We start from the raw sequence: 20,278 nt of genomic DNA, 5'->3' as shown, positions 1-20,278 counted from the left end.
CGCGTTCTTGTTATCTGGATGTCACCACGGTTTCAGTGAACGACGGCCCGGACCGCAACGGGCGGGATGCGACGCGACGAGTCCGACACCACCGGCCCAGCCCAAGGGCTTATGCGCGCCCGTCCGATACGTCACACAAGTACTACGTCGGGCGATTGGGGAACCCACAATGACAGGGACGAGCGCGGACGCTGACGGCGCTGGACGACGAGTCGGACAGGTCGTCGTGGTCGTCGGGTGCGCACTGGCGCTCGTCCTCGCCGGCGCCATCGCGCCGTCCGTCGGGTCCCCGTTCGAGGACGGTCCGGCGGTGAACGCGTCGACCTTCGCGAACGGCGACGTTGCGAAGGCGCTTCAGAACGGGAGCGGAGGCTCGACGCCGGAGAACGCGAGCGATGCGGCCAGCGATGCGGCGAGTCAGGGGGCGTCGTCGCCGCCGAACGTCGTCGGCTCCCCGAAGAACTACCAGGTCGGTGGCGCGCAGTCGCTCGCGAACTTCAGTCGCCAGTCCGGCGGCATCCAGTTCGTCGTGCAGGCGCCGTCGAACTCGTACTATCGCGTCGGCGCGTACCAGTCGTTCGACGGGTTCGGGTGGTCGCGCGACGACGCGCGCACGTCGTTCTCGGGGGCGGTCCCGGGCACGACCCCGCCGGGAGACCGCATCACTGCGCGAGTGACGCTGAACACGTCGGCGTACGCGGTGCCGGTGCCGTGGAAGCCGACGAGCGTCGAGGGGCCGACGCCGCTATCGGTCCGCGACACCGGCGGTATCGTGCCGCGAGAGTCGCTGTCCGCGAACCAGTCGTTCACGGTGACGGCGGTGCGGCCGACGCGCGACGCGTCGGTGCTCTCGGACTCCGGCTACGATTATCCGTCCGCTATCGAACGCACGTACCTGGACGTGGACGACAACGTCTCGGACCGCGTCGTCGACCTCGCGGACGAGGTGACGGCGGACGCGACGAATCCGTACGCGGAGGCGAAGGCCATCGAGGCGTGGTTGGAGGCGAACAAGGACTACTCGTTGAACGCGACGACGGACCCGAGTCGGCCGGTGACGCGCCAGTTCCTCTTCGAGATGGACGCGGGGTACTGTCAGTACTTCGCGTCGAGCATGGCGGTGATGCTCCGGTCGCAGGGCATCCCGGCGCGGTACGTCGTCGGGTACGCGCCGGGGACCGAGATCGGCGAGGAGACGTACGCCGTGACGGGGTCGAAGGCGCACGCGTGGGTGGAGGCGTACTTCGAGGGCGTCGGGTGGGTTCGGTTCGATCCGACGCCGGCGGCGGGACGCGAGGCGGCGGATTCCGCGGTCGCGAACGAGTCCGCGGTCCGGGAGTCGTTCGCCGAGTCGGAGCTGAGCGAGTCGGTGAACGCGTCCTCGTTCGAGCCGTCGGGGAACGGATCGACTGCAGGCGGATCGGGCGGGAACGGAACGGACGGTGGGTCGACGAACGGCACCGATGGCTCGGATGGTGACGGGAGCGGTGGTGACGGTGACGGGTCGGGCGACGGGTCGCCCTCGGAGACGGATGGCCCGCGGTCGGTGAACGTCTCGCTGAATCGGTCCGCTGCGCCGGGTATCGACGTGACGGTGACGGTGACCCGGGACGGTGAGCCGGTGTCGTTCGCGACGGTGTTCTTCAACGGCGAGTACGTCGGGACGACGGATTACGACGGCGAGGTCGTCGGGACGGTGCCGTACGCGCGGAACCTGACGGTGCGCGTCGAGAACGTGAACGAATCGGTGCGCGCGGCGAGTGGCGGGGCGGCGACAGGAGCGAGGGACTCGGTCCCGGGACCGCCCAGCGGCGGGCGGGCGCAGTCGGTGCGGTTCGACGTGGATGCGGTTTCAGCGAGCGCGTTCGCGAGCGGTGTCGCCGGGAGCGACGTGGCGAGTTCGGCGAGGAGACCGGGTGACGACCCCGGGACGCCGGACAACGATACGGCGACGCGCGAGTTCTCGCTGTCGGCGGACATGACGTTCGCGTTGGCGGACGAACCGACGCTGGGGGCGACGGTGTGGATGCAGGTGAGTATCGAGGGACGGCCGGTGGCGGACGCGACGGTGCGTCGCGACGGCGAGCGCGTCGGGGTGACCAACGAGTCGGGGTGGGTGCGGCTCTCGTTGCCGGCGGACGCGAGCGAGGTGACGGTGGCGGCCGAGCGCGGCGCGGTGTCGGATTCGGCGGTCGTGGAGCTGGTGACGACGGCGTCGGTGACCGCTGCCGGCAGTGCGGTTCCGGGCGGTGACCTGCGCGTGACGGCGATCTACGACGGCGCGGCGCTGGGGAACGCGACGGTCCGCCTGGACGGCGAGCGCGTCGCGCGGACGGACGCGGCGGGGATGGCGACCGTGGCGGTGCCGACGGACGCGTCCGGGACGGTGACGGTCCGCGTGGAGCGCGGCGTCGTCTCGGGGGCGGCGACGAAGGACGTGGTGACGAACGCGACGCTGTCGTTCGAGGACCCGCTGTCGCCGGGCGAGGACGTCGTTGCGGCGGTGCGGGCGGCCGAGGAGTCGGTCGCGGGGGCGACGGTGCGCGTCGACGGGCGCGCGATGGGGGAGACGGACCGGTCGGGGCTCGTCGAACTGTCGGTGCCGGCGAACGCGACGGGGAACGTGACGGTGTCGGCGACCCTGGGGTCGCTGTCGACGACCGAGGACGTGGACCTGTTCGAGCCGAACGTGTCGACGACGCCCGCGTACCTGGTGGCGCTCCCGGGGACGCCGATGTCTGTGAACGTGACGGACGCTGGGGCGCCGGTGGCGGACGCGACGGTTCGCGTGGTCCGTGGCGCGAACGCGACGCTCGCGGACGCCGAGGGCGCGAACGCGACGACGACCGGCGCGGACGGGCGGGCGGAGGTGCGGCTCCCGATGGGGAACGCGGCGACGGTGCTGGCGTCGACGATGGGTGCGTCGGGAGCGGCGCGCCTCGACTGGTTGTTCCTGAACGCGTTCGGCGTGCTCGCGGTTGGCGTGCTCGCGGTCGTGGTCGTCGTCGGGTCGGTCTTCGAGCGGAGTCGCGCGGCGCGGGCGGTGCGTGCACTACGGCGGTACGCGAGCGCGGCGGTGGCTGCGGCGATGAACGCGCTGTTCGCGATAGCGGACCGCGTGGACGCGTTCGTCGCGTGGTTGCCGTCGCTCCCGGCGGTCGTTCGGGACGCAGTGGAGCGGCTGGTGGCGTCGCCGGCGCGGGCGCTCGCTGCGGCGTGGCGTCGCGTCGTCGCGTGGGTGACGGGCGTGCTCGCAGCGGTCGTCGCGGCGCTCCGCGGGTTGCGCGGTGACGCGACGCGGGATTCGGTCGGGTCGCCGGGTGCGGGCGGGGTGTCGAGAACTGGAGGAGCCGACGGGTCGACGCCGCGGTCGCTCGTCGAGGCGTGGCTGGTGCTGGTGTCGCTCGTGTCGCCGTCGCGGCTCAGCAAGCGAACGCCAGCGGAGATCGGTCGGTTGGCGCTGGAGCGTGGGCTGCCCGACGAGCCGGTGCGGACGTTGACGGACGCGTACGAGCGAGCGGTGTACGGGCCGTCGGGCGCGAGCGACGAGGACGTCGAGCGGGCGCGGTCGGCGGCCGAATCGCTCGAGTCGACGGCTGGCGTGGACGGCGGTGCTGTCGGCGACGCTGCTGTCGACGGCGACGGGACCGCCGGCGGGGATGGCACTGGTGGGGAGGATGCGGCCGATGACGGGTTCGGCGACGAGGGGGTGGGGGCGTGAGCCTCCGCAGTCCGTCGGTCCGCGAGGTCGTCGGCGCGGTCGGCGCGGTCGCGTTCGCGGTTGCGCTGGTGGCGGCGTTCGCGCCCGACCTCCTCCCGGCGTCGGTGACGGCTGCCGCGAACGAGGTCGAGTCGGCGGTCGAACCGTGGGTCGTCGTCCTCGTGTTGTCGCTCGTGGTGTTCGCGTACGCCGTCTATCGGTTCTGGCGGTCGGACGACGGGACCGTCGAGCGGCTGGTTCGCGACGACGACGATGCGACGGCCGACCTGGACGCGGTGACGGTGGACTTCGACCCGGAGCGGCCCGGGCGGGCGTTCGACTACGCGGTGGCGCGAACGGTCGCGCAACTGGAGGCGGACCCGAACGCGGACGCGTGGGAGGCCGACCGGGTCCGCGAGGACCTGGAGACCGCGGCGGTCGCGGTACGCGCTGCTCGTGGCGTCGCGCCGAACGCGGCGCGCGCCGAGGTGGAGTCGGGGACGTGGACCGACGACCGCGTCGCGGCGTCGTTCCTCGGTGGCCCGGAGGCGCCGGGGGTGTCGCTGTGGCGGCGGGTGTACGCGTGGCTGTATCCGGCGCGTGCGTTCCGCCGGCGCGTCGAGCGCGTCGTCGACGTCATCGAGCGGCAGGCGGAGGGTTCGGCGGTCGACGAGGCCGACCGGACGGACGAGGGCTCGGACCGTGGCGAGTCGCGGGCGGCGAGTGACGGCGACAACGAAGGGGGACGCGACGGAAGCAACGAGCGCGACGGCGACCGGGGTCGCGACGGCGCTCGTTCGACGGACGGGTCGGAGGTGGCGTCGTGAGCGAGAGTCGCCACGAGCCGCGGTGGCGGACGGCGGTGGCGCCGGCGGCGCTCCTGGTCGCGGTGGCGTTGTGGACGGGCGACCGCGTGCTGTTCGTCGCGGCGGCGCTCCCGCTCGGGTACCTGGCGTACGGGGCGCTGTCGTCGGTCCCGGACGTCTCGCGGGCGGTACGCGTCGAGCGGTCGCTGTCGTCGGACACGCCGTTCCCCGGCGAGCACGTGACGGTGACGGTCGCGGTGACGAACGAGAGCGACCGCGCGCTCCCGGACCTGAGGCTCGTGGACGACGTCCCCGGTGGCGTCGAGGCGGTGTCCGGGAGTCCGGAAGCGGTGTTCGGGTTGCGTCCGGGGGAGACCCACGAGGTGACGTACGAGCTGGTCGCGCAGCGGGGCGCGCACGAGTTCGGCGACGTGTCGCTTCGAGCCCGGAGCCTGAGCGCCGCGGCGGTGTCGAGCGCGGACGTGACGCCGTCTGGTGATTCGGGGATGTTCTGTCGCGTGCACGTCGAGGACGCGCCGGTTCGGGACCAGACGATGCAGTTCGTCGGGTCCATCCCGACGCAGACGGGTGGGGCGGGTATCGAGTTCCATTCGACGCGGAACTACCGGCGCGGCGACCCGATGAACCGCATCGACTGGCGGCGGCTCGCGAAGACCGGCGAGCTGACGACCATCGACTACCGCGTGCAGGAGGCCGCCAGGGTGATGGTCGTGGTGGACGCCCGCGAGTCGGTCGCGGTGTCCTGCGGGCCGGAGTACCCGAGTTCGCGCGAACTGTCGTCGTACGCGGCGGAGCTCCTCACTGGCGTGTTGCTCGACGAGGGCCACGAGGTCGGTATCGGCGTGTTCGGGCTCTCGTTGCCTGGGACGCGCGGCGCCGGGTCGCCGTCGGTCCTGGAGCCGTCGGGCGGGGATTCGTTCCGCGCGCACGTGTCGGCGGTGTGTTCGGCGGTCGCGGAGGGCGACCCGTCGGTCGCTGCGGCCGCGGCGTCGACTCGCGGGGGCGGGAGCGACCGACGGTCGTCGCCGAGCGAGTCGCCGGCTGCGGACGACGGGCGGGCGTCGGTGGCGGCGTCGGCGTCCCCGGACGGCGGGGTCGACGACGCGGACGCGGCGACGCGACGGCTGCGCGCGTACCTCGACCGCCACACGCAGGTGCTGTTCGTGACGCCGGCGCTCGACGAGTTCCCGGTGACGGTGGCGGAGACGCTCGCGGGGCACGGGCACGCGGTGACCGTGGTGTCGCCGGACGTGACGGACGGGGAGACGCTCGGTGGACGCGTGACGCGGGTGACGCGGACGGAGCGCGTGCGTCGCCTCCGGGAGACCGGCGCGCACGTCGTGGACTGGTCGCTCTCGGATCCGCTGCCGTTGGCGCTCGCACCGGCGTTCAGGGAGGTGCGGTAGATGGCGGGCGACGACCGCATGCCGAGTTCGGTCGCCGGGGCGGCGGGGTCGGGGCGTCGGCTGGTGACGGAGGCGGTGGCGGCGACGGCGGTGAGCGGCGCGGTCGTGCTCGGGACGACGGCGAGCGTCGTGCTGGCGGTCGGGTGGGCGCTCGGCGTCCTCGAGCTGGCGGTCGTCGGGCTGGCTGCGGGGGCGTCGCTCGCGGTGGCGTCGACGCTCTGTAACAGGGATTCGCCGCTGTGGATGGCGGCGGGGAGCGTCGGCGTCGCGGTCGGCGTCGTCGCGACGGCGTACGCGCTCTCGCGCCCGCTATCGGACCCGAGCGTGCCGTTGACCGTGGGGCCCGCCGTCTTCGCGGTCGGCGCGCTCGTCGCTGGTCTGGGGGCGACCGCGGCGATACCGGGGTCGCTCGGTGACGGGCAGTGGGCGCGGACGGTCGCGCAGGCCGCGGCGGCGACGGGCCTCCCGGGCGTGGTCGTCGTCGTCGCGGCCGTCGGCGCGGTCGGTGGTGGCGGCGAAGCGGTGGACGCGGTCGGGTCGGCGCTCGGGGAGGGCACGACGGCGCTCCTCGCGCCGCAGGGGCCGAACGCGAACGTCGGCGGGTTCCTCGCGCTCGCGGGCTCGGCGGCGCTCTCGGTCGCGGTGGCGCTCCGGACGCTCCCGGTCGTGAACCTCGTCGGGAGAGCGCAACGGGGTGCGGTCGCGCGGCGCGTCGGTCGTGCGCGCTCGTGGCTCGTTCGCGGTGGCGTCACCGCGCTGTTCCTCGCGGTGGTACTGACGGCGTGGCCGGCGGACGCGCTCCACGACGTGCTCGCGGACGTTGGCGTCGAGGGCGTGCTCGCCGCGGTCGTCGACGTCCCGTTCCTGCGTCGGGCGCTCGCGGTCCTGGCGCTGGGTGCGCTCTCGGCGTCGGCGGTCGCGGTCGGTGTGCGTCGCGTCGCGAACGTCGACGGCCGGGGCGTCCTCCGGCTCCTGGCGACGACGACGCCCGGCGGTGCCGTCCTGCTCGCGGTCGGCGTCCTCCGACCGGAGCTGGTGCTGTCCCGGCTTCGAATCGGGCCGATATCGGGGATGGTCGACGCCGGCGTCGAGATGCTGGGCGTGGAGGCGCTGGCGCTCGCGGTCCTCATCGCGCTCGTGCTGGGGACGACGACGGCGTTGAGTGCGTTGACGACGGCGGCCGGGTTCGGGTTCATCCCGAATCGGACGGCCGCGCCGAGCGTCGCCGCCGGTGGCGTGCTCCTCGTCGCGATCGCGGCGGGCGTCTGGGACGGCGAGTACGCGCTCGCGACGTTCGCGGCGGTCGTCGCCTCGATGGTCGTGTGGGACGTCGGGAACTACGGCGTCGACGTGACGGCGGAGTTGGACGGGACGACGTCGCGCGTCGTGGAGGTCCTGCACGCCGCGGGGAGTGCGACCGTCGGCGCTCTCCTGGTAGGCGGGGCGTTCGTCGCGCTGTGGGCGTCGAGCCGGCTCGCCGCCGGTGGCGGTATCGACGGCCCTGGCCTCCTGGGATTGGCGTTACTGGTGGTCGCGACGCTCGGGCTGATGAGCACGCTCCGCGGGTGACCGCCAGCACCGACGAGAAGGAATCCATTTACTAACGTTTTATTACCTATTGATACGTTCGACGTACGTTCAGAATATACCTGTATCAGCCACGTAATAAACACCCGTACTGCTAAACGCGAACAGTTGTGGTAGTAGTAGCCTAGCATGGTGTAGAGGAAGGTAACCGTGGCAACACAGCTGGAAGCGTCGACGAGGGGAACAGAGCCGGAGCCGGCACCACGCCTGAGTCCGAACGACATCCACAACGTCCTCCGGAACGAACGTCGCACGCTCGCGCTGGAGGAGCTACGGAGCGGCAACGCGCCCGTAACGTTGCGTTCGCTGAGCGAGACGATCGCGGAAGCCGAGACCGGCGAGTCGCCGCCGCCACGAGGCGCGCGAGACAGCGTGTACGCGTCGCTCCACCAGACGCACCTCCCGATGCTCGAACGACACGACATCGTCGAGTACGAGCGACAGGGCAAGGAGATACGGCTCGCAGAGCGCGCTCGCGACCTCGACCCGTACCTGAACGTGACGACCGCACGCGGCGGATCCTGGCAGTTCCGGTACATGGTCATCGGCGTCGTCGGCATCGCGACCGTCGGCCTCGCCGCCGCGAACGCGCCGTTACTGTCGGTCGTCGCCGGACCGATCTGGGCGACGGCGTTCCTCGCGCTCTTCGCCGCCGAGATCGTGCTCCAGTACGGCCAGCAGGAGCTCGGTCGACGCTCGAAGCAACGCGTCGTCCCGAACTGGCTCCCATCGTTCGCCAACCGGACGTCGGGTCGCGACGACCGCGAGAACGCCGCGCCGGCCGACGACTGAGGGGCCGCCCGAACGCTTTCCTCTTCTCCAGTCCGCACCGTCCCGGGTCCCTGCCCAACAACGATAAGAGCGCACCGCCCCACCTTCCGGCCAGTAGATGGTCGCCATCAGTACGTCGAACCTCAGGAAGACCTACGGTGACGTCACCGCGCTCGCGGACCTCTCGCTGTCGATCGACGAAGGCGAACTGTTCGGCGCGCTCGGCCCGAACGGCGCCGGGAAGACGACGACGATAAAGATACTCACCGGGCAGCTCCAGCCCGATAGCGGGACGGCGTCCGTCCTCGGCCACGACCCCGTCGCCGACCCCGTGGAGACGCGCCGCCACATCGGCATCCTCCCCGAGCAGGAGTCCCCGCCCTCGTTCCTCACGCCACGCGAGTACTTCGACTTCGTCGGGACGGTGCGGGCGATTCCGGACGACGTCGTCGACGAGCGCGTCGACGCGTGGACCGAGCGGTTGTCGTTCGCGGAGAAGCTCGACACGGTCTCGACGGACCTGTCTCGCGGCCAACAGCAGAAGGTGATGATCACGCAGGCGTTCCTCCACGAGCCCGAGGTGGTGTTCATCGACGAGCCGCTCGCGAACCTCGACCCGATCGTCCAGGAGCGCGTGAAGGACTTCCTCGTCGCGTACCGGGACGCGGGGAACACGATATTCATCTCGACGCATCACATCGAGGTCGCCGAGGAGGTGTGTAGTCGCGTGGGTATCGTCTCCGGCGGGGAGCTCATCGCGGAGCGCCGGCCGAGCGAGCTCGGCGCGAACGAGTCGTTGCTCGACACGTTCCTGGAGAACGTCGGCTCGTCGACTCCAGAGATCGAGGGCCTCGCGGGGCGATGACGCGGTCGCTGAACCGGCGGTTGTTCGTCGGGATGCTCCGCGAGGAGTGGCGGATGCACGCGAACCTCTTCGGTGGGGCGCGGTTCGCGGCGTTCCCGCTGTTCGTGCTGGCGCTCGGCGCGGGCGCCGTGTGGTTGCTGACGACGACGGCGGTCGCGACCGTCGGCACCCTGATTCTCGGCGTGCACGCGCTCGTGTTCGCGTTCGGGCTCCAGACGGGGACGACCGCGTTCCTCGGGCGGGACGCAGCCCGGAACCTGCTGGGAGACATGACGCTCCTGGTGTTCACGGCGCGGACGCTCCCGGTGTCCCAGCGTCGCCTGCTCGCGGTGTTCCTCCTGAAGGACGCGGTGTACTACTCGGGGCTGTTCATGCTCCCGATGGCGCTCTCGTTCGCGCCCGCGGTCGCCGCCGGCCAGCTCGCCGCGAGCGAGGTCGCGCTCCTCTGGGGGACCGCGACGACGACGTTCCTCCTCGGTGTGGCGGTGACGTTCGCGGGCATCTCGCTCGCGACGCGCGGCGTGTCCGGGCGCGTCGTCGCGCTCGCACTCGGCGTCGGGCTCGCCGCCGCGGTCGTCGCGGGCGTCGACCTCGTCGGGTACACGCCGTACGGCATCTACCGGGGCGCGACCGTCGTCGAGACGACGCTCGTCCTCGCCGCCATCCCGCTGCTCGCGGTGCTCGGTATCGCGGTGTACGACCCGAACTACTCGACGCCCGCGCGGACGGCGGGGGACGCGTACGGTCGCTGGCGCGACCGCTTGCCGTTCCGCGACGACGCCGTCACCGCGAAGACGCTCATCGACGTCTCCCGCTCGTCGGGCGGCCTGTTCAAGGTCGTGTTCTCGGGGAGCATCCTCCTCGCCGTCGGCGTCTTCCTCCTGGAGTTGGCGGGCGAGATCGCGTCCGTGGACCCGGCGCCGGGGGTCACGCTCGGCGCCATCCTCGGGTTGTCGGCGTTCACGACGTACAACTGGTTGACGCAGTTCGACGACCTCGACGAGTACCGGCTGTACCCGCTGGACGTCGGGGACGTCCTGACGGCGAAGCGCCGCGCGTTCCTGCTCGTGAGCGTGCCGACGGGCGTCGGGTTCTACGCGCTCGCGGTCGCGTGGCAGTCGCCGACGGTCTGGGACGCGCTCGCGGGCCTGGTCGTCCACGTCGGCCTCCAGGTGTACCTGTTCGGGGTGACGGTCTACCTCGCGGGGTTCTCGCCGAACGAGTTCCTGTTCGACACGGTGCTGTTCGCGGCGTTCACGCTCGCGGTCGCGGGGCCCGTGGTGCCGATCGTCGTCGCCGGGTTCGTCGTCAGCGCGGGGACGCCGGCGGTCCTCGCCGGCATCGCGGTCGGCGGCGTCGTGCTCGCGCTCGCTGGCGGCGTGCTGGTTCGGCGCGCGACGCCGAAGTGGGAGCGCGCGACGCGGACGTAGTCGCGGTCGGCTGATTCGGCCTGGGGGAACGACCCGTCGCGGAAGGTGTCGAACAGAAGATACTTACTGGGGTGCGTGCTGGCTCCGGACGACATGGAGCTTTCGCGTCGTCGACTCGTCGCGGCCGCGGGTGCGACCGCGGTCGGTGGCGTCGTCGTCGGGAACGCGCTCTGGGACAGTGACGTGCTCTGCCCGGAGCCGACCGCACCCACGTGGGACACCACAGGGACCGACGCGGCGGGGTCGGGGTTCCCGCACGGCTACTGGGGGCCGCCGGTCGTCGACGACGACGCGGTGTACGTGACCAGGGGGTACGGCATCGTCGCCGGCGGGTCCGGGAGCGTCGCGCGCGTCGACCGCGAGACGGCCGCGGTCGAGTGGGTCGTCGAGCGCGAGCCCGCCGGCGTCGGGATGCCCGCGGTCGCCGACGACGTCGTCTACCAACCGACGGGTCGGAACGAACTGCTCGCGCTCGCGGCGAGCGACGGCGACGTGCGCTGGCGCGTGGACGCAGACGGCTACGACTACGACTCCGGGGAGAGCTTCGCACTGGACCAGCCCGTCCCCACCGACGTCGGCGTCGTCGTGCAGGCGTTCGAGGGCGCGACCGCGTCCGGGTTCGACGGCGAGCACGCGGTCGCCGGCGTCGACGCGACGGACGGGACCGTGCGGTGGACGCACTCGCTGCCGGCGCGCGCTCGCGTCGTCGGCGTCGGCGACGGCGACGTCGTTGCGGTGAGCGAGGACGGGAGCGTCGGCCGACTGGACGGCCGCACCGGCGACGCGGAGTGGCGGCTGTCGCTCGCCGCCGGCGTCACCGACGCTGCCCGAACGGTCGACGACGGCGTCGTGACGGTGCTCCTCGACGGGCACGTCCTCGGCGGTATCGACGCCGAGGCCGGTGAACTCGCCTGGCGCGAGCGCATCGCCCCGGAGCGGGTCGAGGGACTGGACGAGGACGACCCGTCGGTCCGGAGCGTCGCCGTCGCGGACGACCTGGCGCTGGCCGCGACCGCAGGCGGCGACGTCGTCGCCGTCGACCGCGGGTCAGGCGAGGAGCGATTCCGGTACGACGCCGGCGCGCCCGTGCTCGCCGCCGACGCGAACGCGACCGGCGGCGTCGCCGGTGCGCTCGACGCCCGCGGGTTCGCGCACGTCCTCGACCTCGCCGACGGCGCGCGGACGGCGCGACTCGCGACCGCCGAGGAGAACTACGGCGACACCTGCGGGCACCGAGTACGCGAGGACTTCCTCCCGCGATGGTTCCTGACGCTCCGCGACGGGAGCGCGTACGTCGCCAGTCACGGCGTGCGGCGGTACGACCTCCCGTGACCGACCCCTGGAGCCGGTCGTGACCACCCTGGGTTTACGTCTCGTGTAAACCCCTCGTGGCGAACGCGTTTCTCCGACGCTCGCGCTCCGGTCGCCGGCGTGGCTCGGCGAGCAGGAGACGTTCGCCGGCGACGAGCGCGAACGCGCGCTCGCCGCGCTGGACGCCCTGGAACGCGACGCGTTCGAGGAGTAACCGGCTGGCAACGTCTAGCTGTCGCTCGGGGGTGTCAAGCTGCTGCCGGCGGACGCGGGCAGGCACCCGCGCCGGCCGGCGAGCATGGCATCGATGGAAGTGATGGTTTGCTTCGCACGCTCTCGCGTGGCGCCACCGACGGCTACGAGCAGGGATACCTTGGTGGTGCGTGACGGTGCAACGTTTGCCAGTCGACGGCCGGAGGAGGGCTGGCGCCCCCTCGCGAAGGGGGTGGCGGTCAGTCGTCGTCGACGAAGACGTGGACGTCGTCCGCGTCGTCGACGTCGACGCCCTCGGGGAGCACGAGGACCGTACGGTCGCCGAACTCCTCGACGGTCACCGGGACGCGGTCGTCGAGGACGCCGCGAGCGGCGAGCAGCGCCTCTATCTCCTCGAGTCGCGCGAGCACCGTCGACAGGTCCTCGCGTTCGGCCGCGTCGACCGCCGACGTCGCATCACCGGACGACGCCGACCCGAAGCGCTCCGCGAGTCGCGTGACGTCGATGCCTTCGGCGTGCAGGAGCACGTCGTCCGCTTCGACCGCTGGCAGCGACGCGTCGACGGCCGCCGCGTCGTCCGCGAGCGACGTGCCGCCGGTCGTCTCCGTGTTCCCGTACACGTACTGTTCGGCGCGCTCGCTCACCCACGGCGGCGCCTGCCACTCGCCGTCCGCGTACAGCGTCTGCTCGATGGCGTCCTGGTTCGCCCACACGAACGCCGCGTACTTGTCCTTGTACGCGTCGAGCGCCGGCCCGTTCTCGTGCCCGACCACGACGTGTAGCGGGTCGTAGCCCTCGACGACGTCGTCGACGACCGCCTCCGTCGGGTGCGCGCGCACCTCGAACGCGTCCGTCGTGCACGCCGCACCCGTGACCGGCTCGAGCGCACCGGTCGTCGCCTGGACGAGCGCAGCGTCCGCGTCCCCCTCGATAGCGTGGAACAGGCGTTTCGCGCCACCGTCGACCGGCGTCTCCGGGGCCGCGATCGTGACCGCACCCGAGTCGAGTACCGCCGCCGGCTGCGCGTACTCCGGCGTCAGTTCGACGCGCTCGGCCGGGAGCGACAGCGCGTCGTAGAGCTTCGCGGGCTGACCGACGAGCCGGATCGGGACGTCGAGCGAGAACCGGCTCGCGGCCGCGGCGAGCAAGCGCGCGAGGTGGACGCCGGTGAGGCTGCCCGCGGTCAGGAGCGTCGTGTCGTCGTCGAGAGCGCGAGCGAGCGTCGTCTCGAGGGTGTCGTGGAGTCGGCGTTCGTAGTCGTCGGCGGTCGCGACGTTCACGACCATCGCCTCGACGTCCACGGGCAGCGAGTCCGGGAGCGCCGGATACCCCGCGGTCTGCGTCCGCGTGAAGTCGCCGGTGACGAGGAGGTGTCTGGCGACGCCGTCGTCGCGGAACTGGACGACGAACCCCGCCGCACCCGGGGCGTGACCCGCCGGTATCGGGTGCACGCGGACGGCGTCGTCGCCGAGGAGCGTCCGCCAGCCCGTCACGGGTTCGAGCGCGTCGAGTGCCGCCGAGACGTCCCCCGTCGCCCTGTCGTTTCGTTCGTTCTCACTCAGCGAATCCTCGAGAACCGCCGCGGTCGGTGCCGACGCGAGCACCGGTGCACCGTCGACGACGTTCTCGCCGAGAGACCGGAAATGGTCGAGGTGAGCGTGGGTGACGAGCACGCCAGCCAGGTGTTCGTCGTCACCCATCAGCGCCGAAACGTCCACCCCATGCCCCGAGTCCACGAGTACGCACGCGGTCTGCTCGTCGAGCACGCCCTCGAACTTCAGGAGCACAGACTCGTTTCCGGTCCGATGGTTCGCGCGTTGAAATCGGACCTCCATGGTTTCGACCTTGAAAGCGAAGGCAATAGAGTTAACCCAAAGCGATGGTGATGCCTCGAAACCCTTCCGAGGGGCGATTACCGAACTGGTCATCGGAGCTATCGGCGTCCGTTCACCCAAATACGGGTAACTGGTCGCAACCGACGCGGTCGCGGATCGTCCCCGGAACGCGGTGGTTGTCGTTCGGTGACGCGTTGGTCGTGGATACCGACGGAAGGAAGCGGTTTCATCACACCAATCGATGGCTACACGGGTGGTCGAGCGTGAACCGTCCACGCCGTATTTTTCCACGTGGAACGTACGTCTTGCCGGTGATTCCACCATGAGTTCACAGAACAACCCATTCGAGGAGTTAGAGCGGCTGTTCGAGCGGATGAGTCGACAGTTCGAGGAGGCGTCGCGGTCGTGGCGAGGCGGCGCGCCGTTCGCGTCCTGGGAGGGAGCGGACGAGTCGATGGCGTTGGACCTCGTCGAGCACGACGACGAGTACGTCGTCACGGTCGACCTGCCGGGGTTCGAGCGCGAGGACGTGGACGTTCGCGTGACCGAGAGCACGCTGAAGATTGCGGCCGAGCGCGAGCAGGCGGTCGACGAGGAGGACGGCGAGTTCATCCGGCACGAGCGCGGGCATCGGCGTGCGTCGCGCTCGGTGCGGCTCCCCGACGAGGTGGACGCGAACGCGGTGTCCGCGAAGATGCGGAACGGCGTGCTGACGGTGACGGTTCCGCGCATGGAGGTGGAGGATTCGACGCGTATCGAGATAGAGGAGGCCTGAGCGTCCCCGGGTTCGCTGGCGAATCCTCTTTGTCTCGGGGCGCGAACGTGGAGGAGAGAACCATGGTCGAGTCGATACTACTGGCGGTCGACGAGGACGCGGTCGAGCGGGACGTGGTCGCGCACACGAGAGCACTCGCCGAGCACCTGTCGGCGTCCGTCTACGTCCTGCACGTCGTCGACGTCACGGAGTTGGAGACGGCGCCGGAGAGCGAGGTGGCGCGCGAGGACGCGGCCGAGTTCGTCGCCGATGTCGCGTCGACGTTCGAGGAGGCGGGCGTCCCGGTCGAGACGGCGGTGCGGACGGCGAAGCCGTGGGAAGCGATCGTGGCGTGCGCGACGGACGTCGACGCCGACCTCGTGGTGATGGGGACGCACGGCCGGACGGGGATCGAGCACTTCGAGCTCGGGAGCGTCGCGGAGGCGGTCGTCCGGGATTCGACCGTGCCGGTGTTGACGGTGCCGGTCCACGAGAACGCCACGGTGTCGTTCCCGTACGAGCGCGTGCTCGTCGCGACCGACGGGAGTCCGGAGGCGCTCGCGGCGGCGCGCGTGGCGGTGTCTCTCGCGGCACGATGCGACGCTGACGTGCACGTCCTCTCGGTCGTGGAGACGGCGGCGCTCGGGTTGGACGTTCGGTCGGAGATACTCGAGGCAGAGCAGCGGGGGCCGGCCGCGGACGCCGTGACCGACGTCCACGCGCTCGCGTCGGAGGCGGGGGTGGACGTGACGACGACGGTGACGGCTGGCGTTCCACGGGCGGAGATAGAGGCGTACGTGACGTCGAACGACGTCGACATGGTCGCGATGGGGACGCACGGACGGAGTGGGGTGGCGAAGTACCTCCTGGGGAACGTCGCCGAGCGGACGCTACGGACGTCGACGGTACCGGTGTTGACGGCGGGTGATGTCGACGGTACCGGTGTTGACGGCGGGTGACGGCGAGGCGGGTGGCGGTGAGGCCGAGGCCGGCGGGGACTGAGTCGGGTCGGTCGCGTGCGCTCTCGGGGTCGGTCCTGTCAGGCGCCGCCGAAGTCGTCGGTGAGGTGGAACTTCCAGGCGTCGTGACCGGACTTGCACTCGGGGTTGTCGGCGATGTGGTCGACGAAGGCGGCGCCGGGGTCCTCGAGGGTGTCGTCGCAGAACGGGCAGTTGTACTCCGTGGTCCAGTTGGCGGTGGGCGTTCCGACGGACATGTGATACGGATGGCGCGCATCCCCCTTCAAACCCGCCTAGTAAGTAATAGGAGACCTTGCATGTCCTAATATACCACTCGTATGTCGTTGCCGAGGCAGGTCGCGCGTTCAAAGCCGGATTTGAGGTTACGGGAGTCCTACATGTACGGCACTCGTGGTCTCGAGTGCAATGCGAACCCTGCCCTCCAGCGCACGACCTCGTGCGCGCCGGTACGGTCGCTGTATCGAACGCGAGCGGAGGTGGTCGACGTGAGTCGACACCCCGCCCGCGAAACCATCGCGTTCGCGGTCGCACTGGCGGCCATCGCCGCGCTCGGCGGCGTCGCCGCCGCGAACGTCGCCGCCGGTGCACCGGCCAGCGACGGCATCGGGAGCACCGCCGACGTCGGCGACGACGCGCCGCCGAACGCGACCATCGAGTACGACGGCGACCGACTCGTCGTCGAGCAGACCGGGAGCGCCGCCATCTCGGGGACGACGACGCTCGAGAACGGCTCGCAGGTGACGCTCCGGATCAAGTCCACCGACTCCGAGAACCCGTTCCTCCGGCAGGCGGTCGCGCGCGTCGGCGAGGACGGGTCGTTCGACGCCGAGGTCGACTTCGCGGAGATAGACCGCGGCACCGAGTTCGAGGTGTCCGTGCGGTACAACGGAACCGAGCTCGCCAGCGCGCCCGGTGTCGTCGGAGCGTGCGCGCCGTCGTGTGGGCCCGGTGACGCCGAGTTCGAGCAGAACGTCTACCAGAAGCCCGCCGGCGAACGCGTCGAGATCGTGGTTCGGTTGACCGACCGCGACAGTGCGACGCTCGTGTTCGGGTCCGAAGCGACGAACGTCCGCATCCCCGTCACGTTCACGGACGGGAACGACGACGGGGTCGTGACGCTGGTCCTCGAAACGACCGTCGACAGCGAGTCCGACGCGGGCGTGTCCGCATCGGCGGACGGGGACTCGGTCACGGTTCACCAGGACCTCGACCGCCCGGAGTCGCTGGACCCGGGCGAGTACCCGATGGCGCTCTACCTCGACGGCGCCAGTGCGGGGACCGAGGCGGACGTCGGCACGGTCATCCTCCGGGAGGCGTCCGACGCGCCGCCGACGACGCGCGGCGGGGACGCGGGAACGACCGCGGTCGGCACCATCTACGGGTCGGCGACGACGAGCACGCCCCCCGGTGACGGCAGTGGCGTCTCGGTGACGACGGTCGGTGCGCTCGCGGTCGGTGGCGTGCTGGCGATACTCGGTATCGTCGCGCTCGTCGGCGACTTCGACTGACGGACGTCGGTCCGAGCGCTGCTGGCGCCCGTGGCGCCGTCAGGCGTCGTGGGTGCCTTCGACGAGTCGTTCGATGTGCTCGGGCGGGACGGCGCCGCGTGCGGCGTAGCCGTCGTACGCGAACGTCGGCACGCCCGTGACGCCCGCCTGCTGGGCGGCGCGGAACTGCTCCTCGAGTTCGGCGCGGAGCGCGTCGTCGTCGAGCGCGGCCCGGATCTCGTCGGGGTCGACGCCGGCGTCCGCGGCGAGGTCGACGAGCACGCTCTCGTCGCCGATGTCGCGGCCGTCCTGCCAGAGCGCGTCCAGGAGCGCCTCGTCGAACGCGGGCCACGTCTCGTAGTCGTCGTGGCCTTTCACGTAGTACGACGCGACCTGCGCGTCGAGCGAGTCGACGTCCGTCGCGAGGTCGAGGTCCATCTCGACGTCGTACTTCTCCTGGAGCCGTCGGACGTTCTCCTTCGCTTGCTCGAAGTAGTCGTCGTCCTTCCCGGTGTCGACGGAGTGGTCTATCTCGCCGTCGGGGCCGCGCTGGCCGCTCCGGAGGTCGAACGGCCGCCAGTCGATCTCGAGCGACTCGTCGCGCGTCGCCTGGTACTGGCGGAGGCTCTCCCGACCCAGGTAACAGAACGGGCAGACGTAGTCCGAGTACACGGTCACGACGGTCGAGGCGGGCGCCTCGTCGACGGAGGGGTCTGTCATGCGAGAGCGTTCGCGGCGAGGACTGATAACGACCGGGACGCCGGGGACGACTCGTGCACGACCGGCGGCCGCGGCCGCGACGGCGGGTCGTGCTCGACCGTCGAACCGACCGCGCTAGGCATTTGTGTCCGCAGGTCGTTGTAGCGACGAATGCACGAGGAGTGGAGCGCGACACCGAGAGTGGTGCTCGTGACGGACGCCGCATCGTCGGTGGACGCGTCGGCGTTCGACGCTGTCGGCGCCTCGGTTCGGACGATGGTGGTGACCGAGGGAGGTCTCGGGTCGGTGCCGGCGGACGCGTCGGTCGTCGTGACGCCGTACGAGTTGGCGGGGACCGACGGCGTGGCGGTCGTCGAATCGGTGACCGGCGACGTGCCGGTGGTCGTGTACGCGCGGGACGGCGACGAGCACGTCGCGAGCGAGGCGGTGCGGGCGGGCGCCGACGACTACGTTCCGGTGCCCGAGGACGCGCCCGCGGACCGCGTTCCGGACGAGGTCCGCGACCGCGCACTCGCCGTCGCCGTCACCGACGGTGGCTCGAACGCGGACGACACGGGCGGCGCGGGCGACGCAGGCGCCGCGGGCGACGCGGGTAACGCGCGCAACGCGGGCGACGCTGGCGACGCGGAGGCCGAGTCGGTTCCGTCGACGCCAGGGTCTCTCGAGAGCCGCGAGCGCGCGCTCCAGCAAGCGTACGAGGTGGTCGCGGACGCGGACCGGCCGTTCGGCGAGAAGGTCGAGGACCTCCTCGGTATCGTCCGTGAAGCCGTCGGGACGTCGTACGCGACGTTGTCGTACGTCGACAGCGGCGAGTACACGTTCGAGTACGTGGACGCGCCCGGGAAGGACGACGTCGCGGCCGGGGACACCGTGCCGTTGGAGACGACGAACTGCGACGAGGTGGTGTCGACCCGGGAGACGCTCGTCCTCGAGGACGTCGAGCGGGACGCACCGCACCTCGCCGAGCGCGCGGGGAACGCCGACTGGGGTATCTCGTGTTACCTCGGCGCACCCGTGACGGTCGACGGCGACGCGTACGGGACGTTCTGTTTCTACGACAAGGAGGCGCGCTCGGAGGCGTTCTCGGAGTGGCAGGTGACGTTCGTCGAGCTGTTCAGCGACTGGGTGAGTCACGAGCTGGAGCGCGAGCGGTACGTCGACCGCCTCGCGGCGTTGAACGACCTGCATTCGGTAGTGCGGACGTTGACGGACGCGGTGATGCACCGGTCCGACCGGTTGAAGATCGAGCGGACGGCGGTCGACCGGCTCGCCGACACGGGGTCGTACGCGCTGGCGTGGGTGGACGCGCTCGAAGGCGCGGCGGTCGACGAGCTGCGGACGGTAGCGTTCGCGGACGCGGACGCCGACGGGTCGGTGCTGGCGGCGGACGCCGGACTGGCGTTGCCGGTCGACGGCGCGCACGACCACGAGGAAGGCGTCGACCTGGCTGTGGCGGCCTCCGAGGGGCACGAGGTGCGGACGCGGGACGTCGTCGCTGGTGACGGTCGAGTGGGCGTGCTCGCGGCCCGAGGCCTGGAGCGGTGGGCGGCGGTGCCGGTGGCGTTCGACGACGAGTCCTTCGGCGTGCTGAACGTCGCGACGTACCGCCGCGAGGGGTTCTCGGGACGTGAACTCGCGGTGCTCGGGCAGGTCGGGGAGATACTCGGGCTCGCCATCGCGACCGTCGAACGCGGCGCGGTCGTCGAACAGGAGCGCGAGCGACTGGAGTTCGTGAACCGGTTCATCCGCCACAACCTCCTGAACAGCCTGAACGTCGTCGAAGCTCGCACGGAGATTCTCGACGCGCACGTCGACGACGCCGGGCGGTCGCACCTGGAGACGATACAGGGTCGAACCGCGGACATGGTGGAGCTCATCGAGACGCTGCGAGCGCTCATGCAGGCGTTCGTCGTGGACGAGACCCGGGAGACCGAGCCCGTGGACCTGCGAGCGGTCGTCGAGGCGGAGGTCGAGGGGGCGCGCGAGGCGTTCGCGAACGCCGAGTTCTCGTTGTCGGTGCCCGAGGAGCACGTGACGGTGCACGCGGACCGGTTGCTCGGCGAGGTGTTCGAGAACCTGCTCGCGAACGCCGTCCAGCACAACGACCGGACGTCGCCGTCGGTGTCCGTCGAGATGGTCGCGGACGAGGCGACGGCGACGGTTCGCGTCGCCGACGACGGCCCCGGTATCCCCGAGGCCGTCCTACCGTCGGTGTTCGAGAAGGGCGAGCGCGGGTTCGATAGTCCGGGCACGGGCTTCGGGCTGTACCTCGTCCGCGAGATAGTGGACGCGTACGACGGGAGCGTGTCCGTGCAGAACGACGACGACGGGGCGACGTTCGCGGTGACGCTCCCGCGCGACCCGCCAGGCGACGCCGAGTGAGCGTCGGGCG

At 71.3% G+C, this 20,278-nt stretch carries 16 protein-coding genes; 12 read left to right on the top strand and 4 right to left on the bottom strand.

The features are described 5' to 3' along the window. The first annotated feature begins 169 nt into the window (after positions 1–169). From VYJ16_RS16740 to VYJ16_RS16705, 8 genes are all read left to right on the top strand, one after another. Positions 170–3,721, top strand: a complete 3,552-nt coding sequence (locus VYJ16_RS16740; protein ID WP_336351459.1) for a transglutaminase TgpA family protein — start codon at positions 170–172, stop codon at positions 3,719–3,721. Then, positions 3,718–4,527: a DUF7269 family protein gene (locus VYJ16_RS16735; RefSeq protein ID WP_336351458.1), complete on the top strand. Its 810-nt coding sequence runs from the start codon at positions 3,718–3,720 to the stop codon at positions 4,525–4,527. The genes VYJ16_RS16740 and VYJ16_RS16735 overlap by 4 nt, the downstream gene beginning before the upstream one ends. Next, on the top strand, positions 4,524–5,933 hold the full coding sequence (locus VYJ16_RS16730) for a DUF58 domain-containing protein (protein ID WP_336351457.1): 1,410 nt from the start codon (positions 4,524–4,526) through the stop codon (positions 5,931–5,933). Before VYJ16_RS16735 ends, VYJ16_RS16730 begins: the two co-directional genes overlap by 4 nt. Continuing rightward, the gene (locus VYJ16_RS16725; protein WP_336351456.1) at positions 5,934–7,502 is read left to right on the top strand and encodes a hypothetical protein; all 1,569 of its coding nucleotides are present in this window, start codon (positions 5,934–5,936) and stop codon (positions 7,500–7,502) included. It begins immediately after the preceding gene. Positions 7,503–7,670: 168 nt separating this feature from the next. Next, the gene (locus tag VYJ16_RS16720) at positions 7,671–8,312 is read left to right on the top strand and encodes a DUF7344 domain-containing protein (RefSeq protein WP_336351455.1); all 642 of its coding nucleotides are present in this window, start codon (positions 7,671–7,673) and stop codon (positions 8,310–8,312) included. A 97-nt stretch (positions 8,313–8,409) separates the two neighbouring features. Further along, the gene (locus tag VYJ16_RS16715) at positions 8,410–9,156 is read left to right on the top strand and encodes an ABC transporter ATP-binding protein (protein ID WP_336351454.1); all 747 of its coding nucleotides are present in this window, start codon (positions 8,410–8,412) and stop codon (positions 9,154–9,156) included. Then, complete coding sequence (locus VYJ16_RS16710; protein ID WP_336351453.1) at positions 9,153–10,586, top strand: hypothetical protein; 1,434 nt, start codon at positions 9,153–9,155, stop codon at positions 10,584–10,586. Before VYJ16_RS16715 ends, VYJ16_RS16710 begins: the two co-directional genes overlap by 4 nt. Before the next feature lie 93 nt (positions 10,587–10,679). Further along, complete coding sequence (locus VYJ16_RS16705) at positions 10,680–11,918, top strand: outer membrane protein assembly factor BamB family protein (RefSeq protein ID WP_336351452.1); 1,239 nt, start codon at positions 10,680–10,682, stop codon at positions 11,916–11,918. A 34-nt stretch (positions 11,919–11,952) separates the two neighbouring features. Here the strand turns inward: VYJ16_RS16705 and VYJ16_RS16700 are convergent, their stop codons facing one another. Both VYJ16_RS16700 and VYJ16_RS16695 read right to left on the bottom strand, forming a co-directional pair. Beyond that, entirely contained in the window at positions 11,953–12,177 is a 225-nt protein-coding gene (locus tag VYJ16_RS16700; RefSeq protein WP_336351451.1) for a hypothetical protein, read from the bottom strand. A gap of 172 nt (positions 12,178–12,349) precedes the next feature. Continuing rightward, entirely contained in the window at positions 12,350–13,897 is a 1,548-nt protein-coding gene (locus tag VYJ16_RS16695; protein WP_336351450.1) for an MBL fold metallo-hydrolase, read from the bottom strand. 370 nt (positions 13,898–14,267) lie between these two features. On the opposite strand from VYJ16_RS16695, the gene VYJ16_RS16690 reads away from it, so the two are divergent. Together VYJ16_RS16690 and VYJ16_RS16685 are read left to right on the top strand one after the other, a co-directional pair. Continuing rightward, positions 14,268–14,720, top strand: a complete 453-nt coding sequence (locus VYJ16_RS16690; protein ID WP_336351449.1) for an Hsp20/alpha crystallin family protein — start codon at positions 14,268–14,270, stop codon at positions 14,718–14,720. Between the two features lie 62 nt (positions 14,721–14,782). After that, positions 14,783–15,658, top strand: coding sequence for a universal stress protein (locus tag VYJ16_RS16685; protein ID WP_336351448.1), 876 nt, complete (start codon positions 14,783–14,785; stop codon positions 15,656–15,658). 80 nt (positions 15,659–15,738) lie between these two features. Here VYJ16_RS16685 and VYJ16_RS16680 read toward each other — a convergent pair whose 3' ends face one another. Next, entirely contained in the window at positions 15,739–15,915 is a 177-nt protein-coding gene (locus VYJ16_RS16680) for a DUF7501 family protein (RefSeq protein ID WP_227133000.1), read from the bottom strand. Between the two features lie 249 nt (positions 15,916–16,164). On the opposite strand from VYJ16_RS16680, the gene VYJ16_RS16675 reads away from it, so the two are divergent. Beyond that, positions 16,165–17,187, top strand: a complete 1,023-nt coding sequence (locus tag VYJ16_RS16675) for a BGTF surface domain-containing protein (RefSeq protein ID WP_336351447.1) — start codon at positions 16,165–16,167, stop codon at positions 17,185–17,187. Positions 17,188–17,226: 39 nt separating this feature from the next. Here VYJ16_RS16675 and VYJ16_RS16670 read toward each other — a convergent pair whose 3' ends face one another. Then, positions 17,227–17,886 (bottom strand): DsbA family oxidoreductase, encoded by a 660-nt coding sequence (locus tag VYJ16_RS16670; RefSeq protein WP_336351446.1) that lies wholly within the window; start codon positions 17,884–17,886, stop codon positions 17,227–17,229. A 150-nt stretch (positions 17,887–18,036) separates the two neighbouring features. On the opposite strand from VYJ16_RS16670, the gene VYJ16_RS16665 reads away from it, so the two are divergent. After that, positions 18,037–20,268, top strand: coding sequence for a hybrid sensor histidine kinase/response regulator (locus VYJ16_RS16665; RefSeq protein ID WP_336351445.1), 2,232 nt, complete (start codon positions 18,037–18,039; stop codon positions 20,266–20,268). The last annotated feature ends 10 nt before the right edge of the window (positions 20,269–20,278 follow it).

Origin of the sequence: Halorubellus litoreus, from assembly GCF_037081675.1 — an archaeon.
GTDB classification, from domain to species: domain Archaea; phylum Halobacteriota; class Halobacteria; order Halobacteriales; family Natrialbaceae; genus Halorubellus; species Halorubellus litoreus.
The sequence above is the reverse complement of the archived record's forward strand: the minus strand, read 5'-3'. Positions and strand labels throughout refer to the sequence as shown.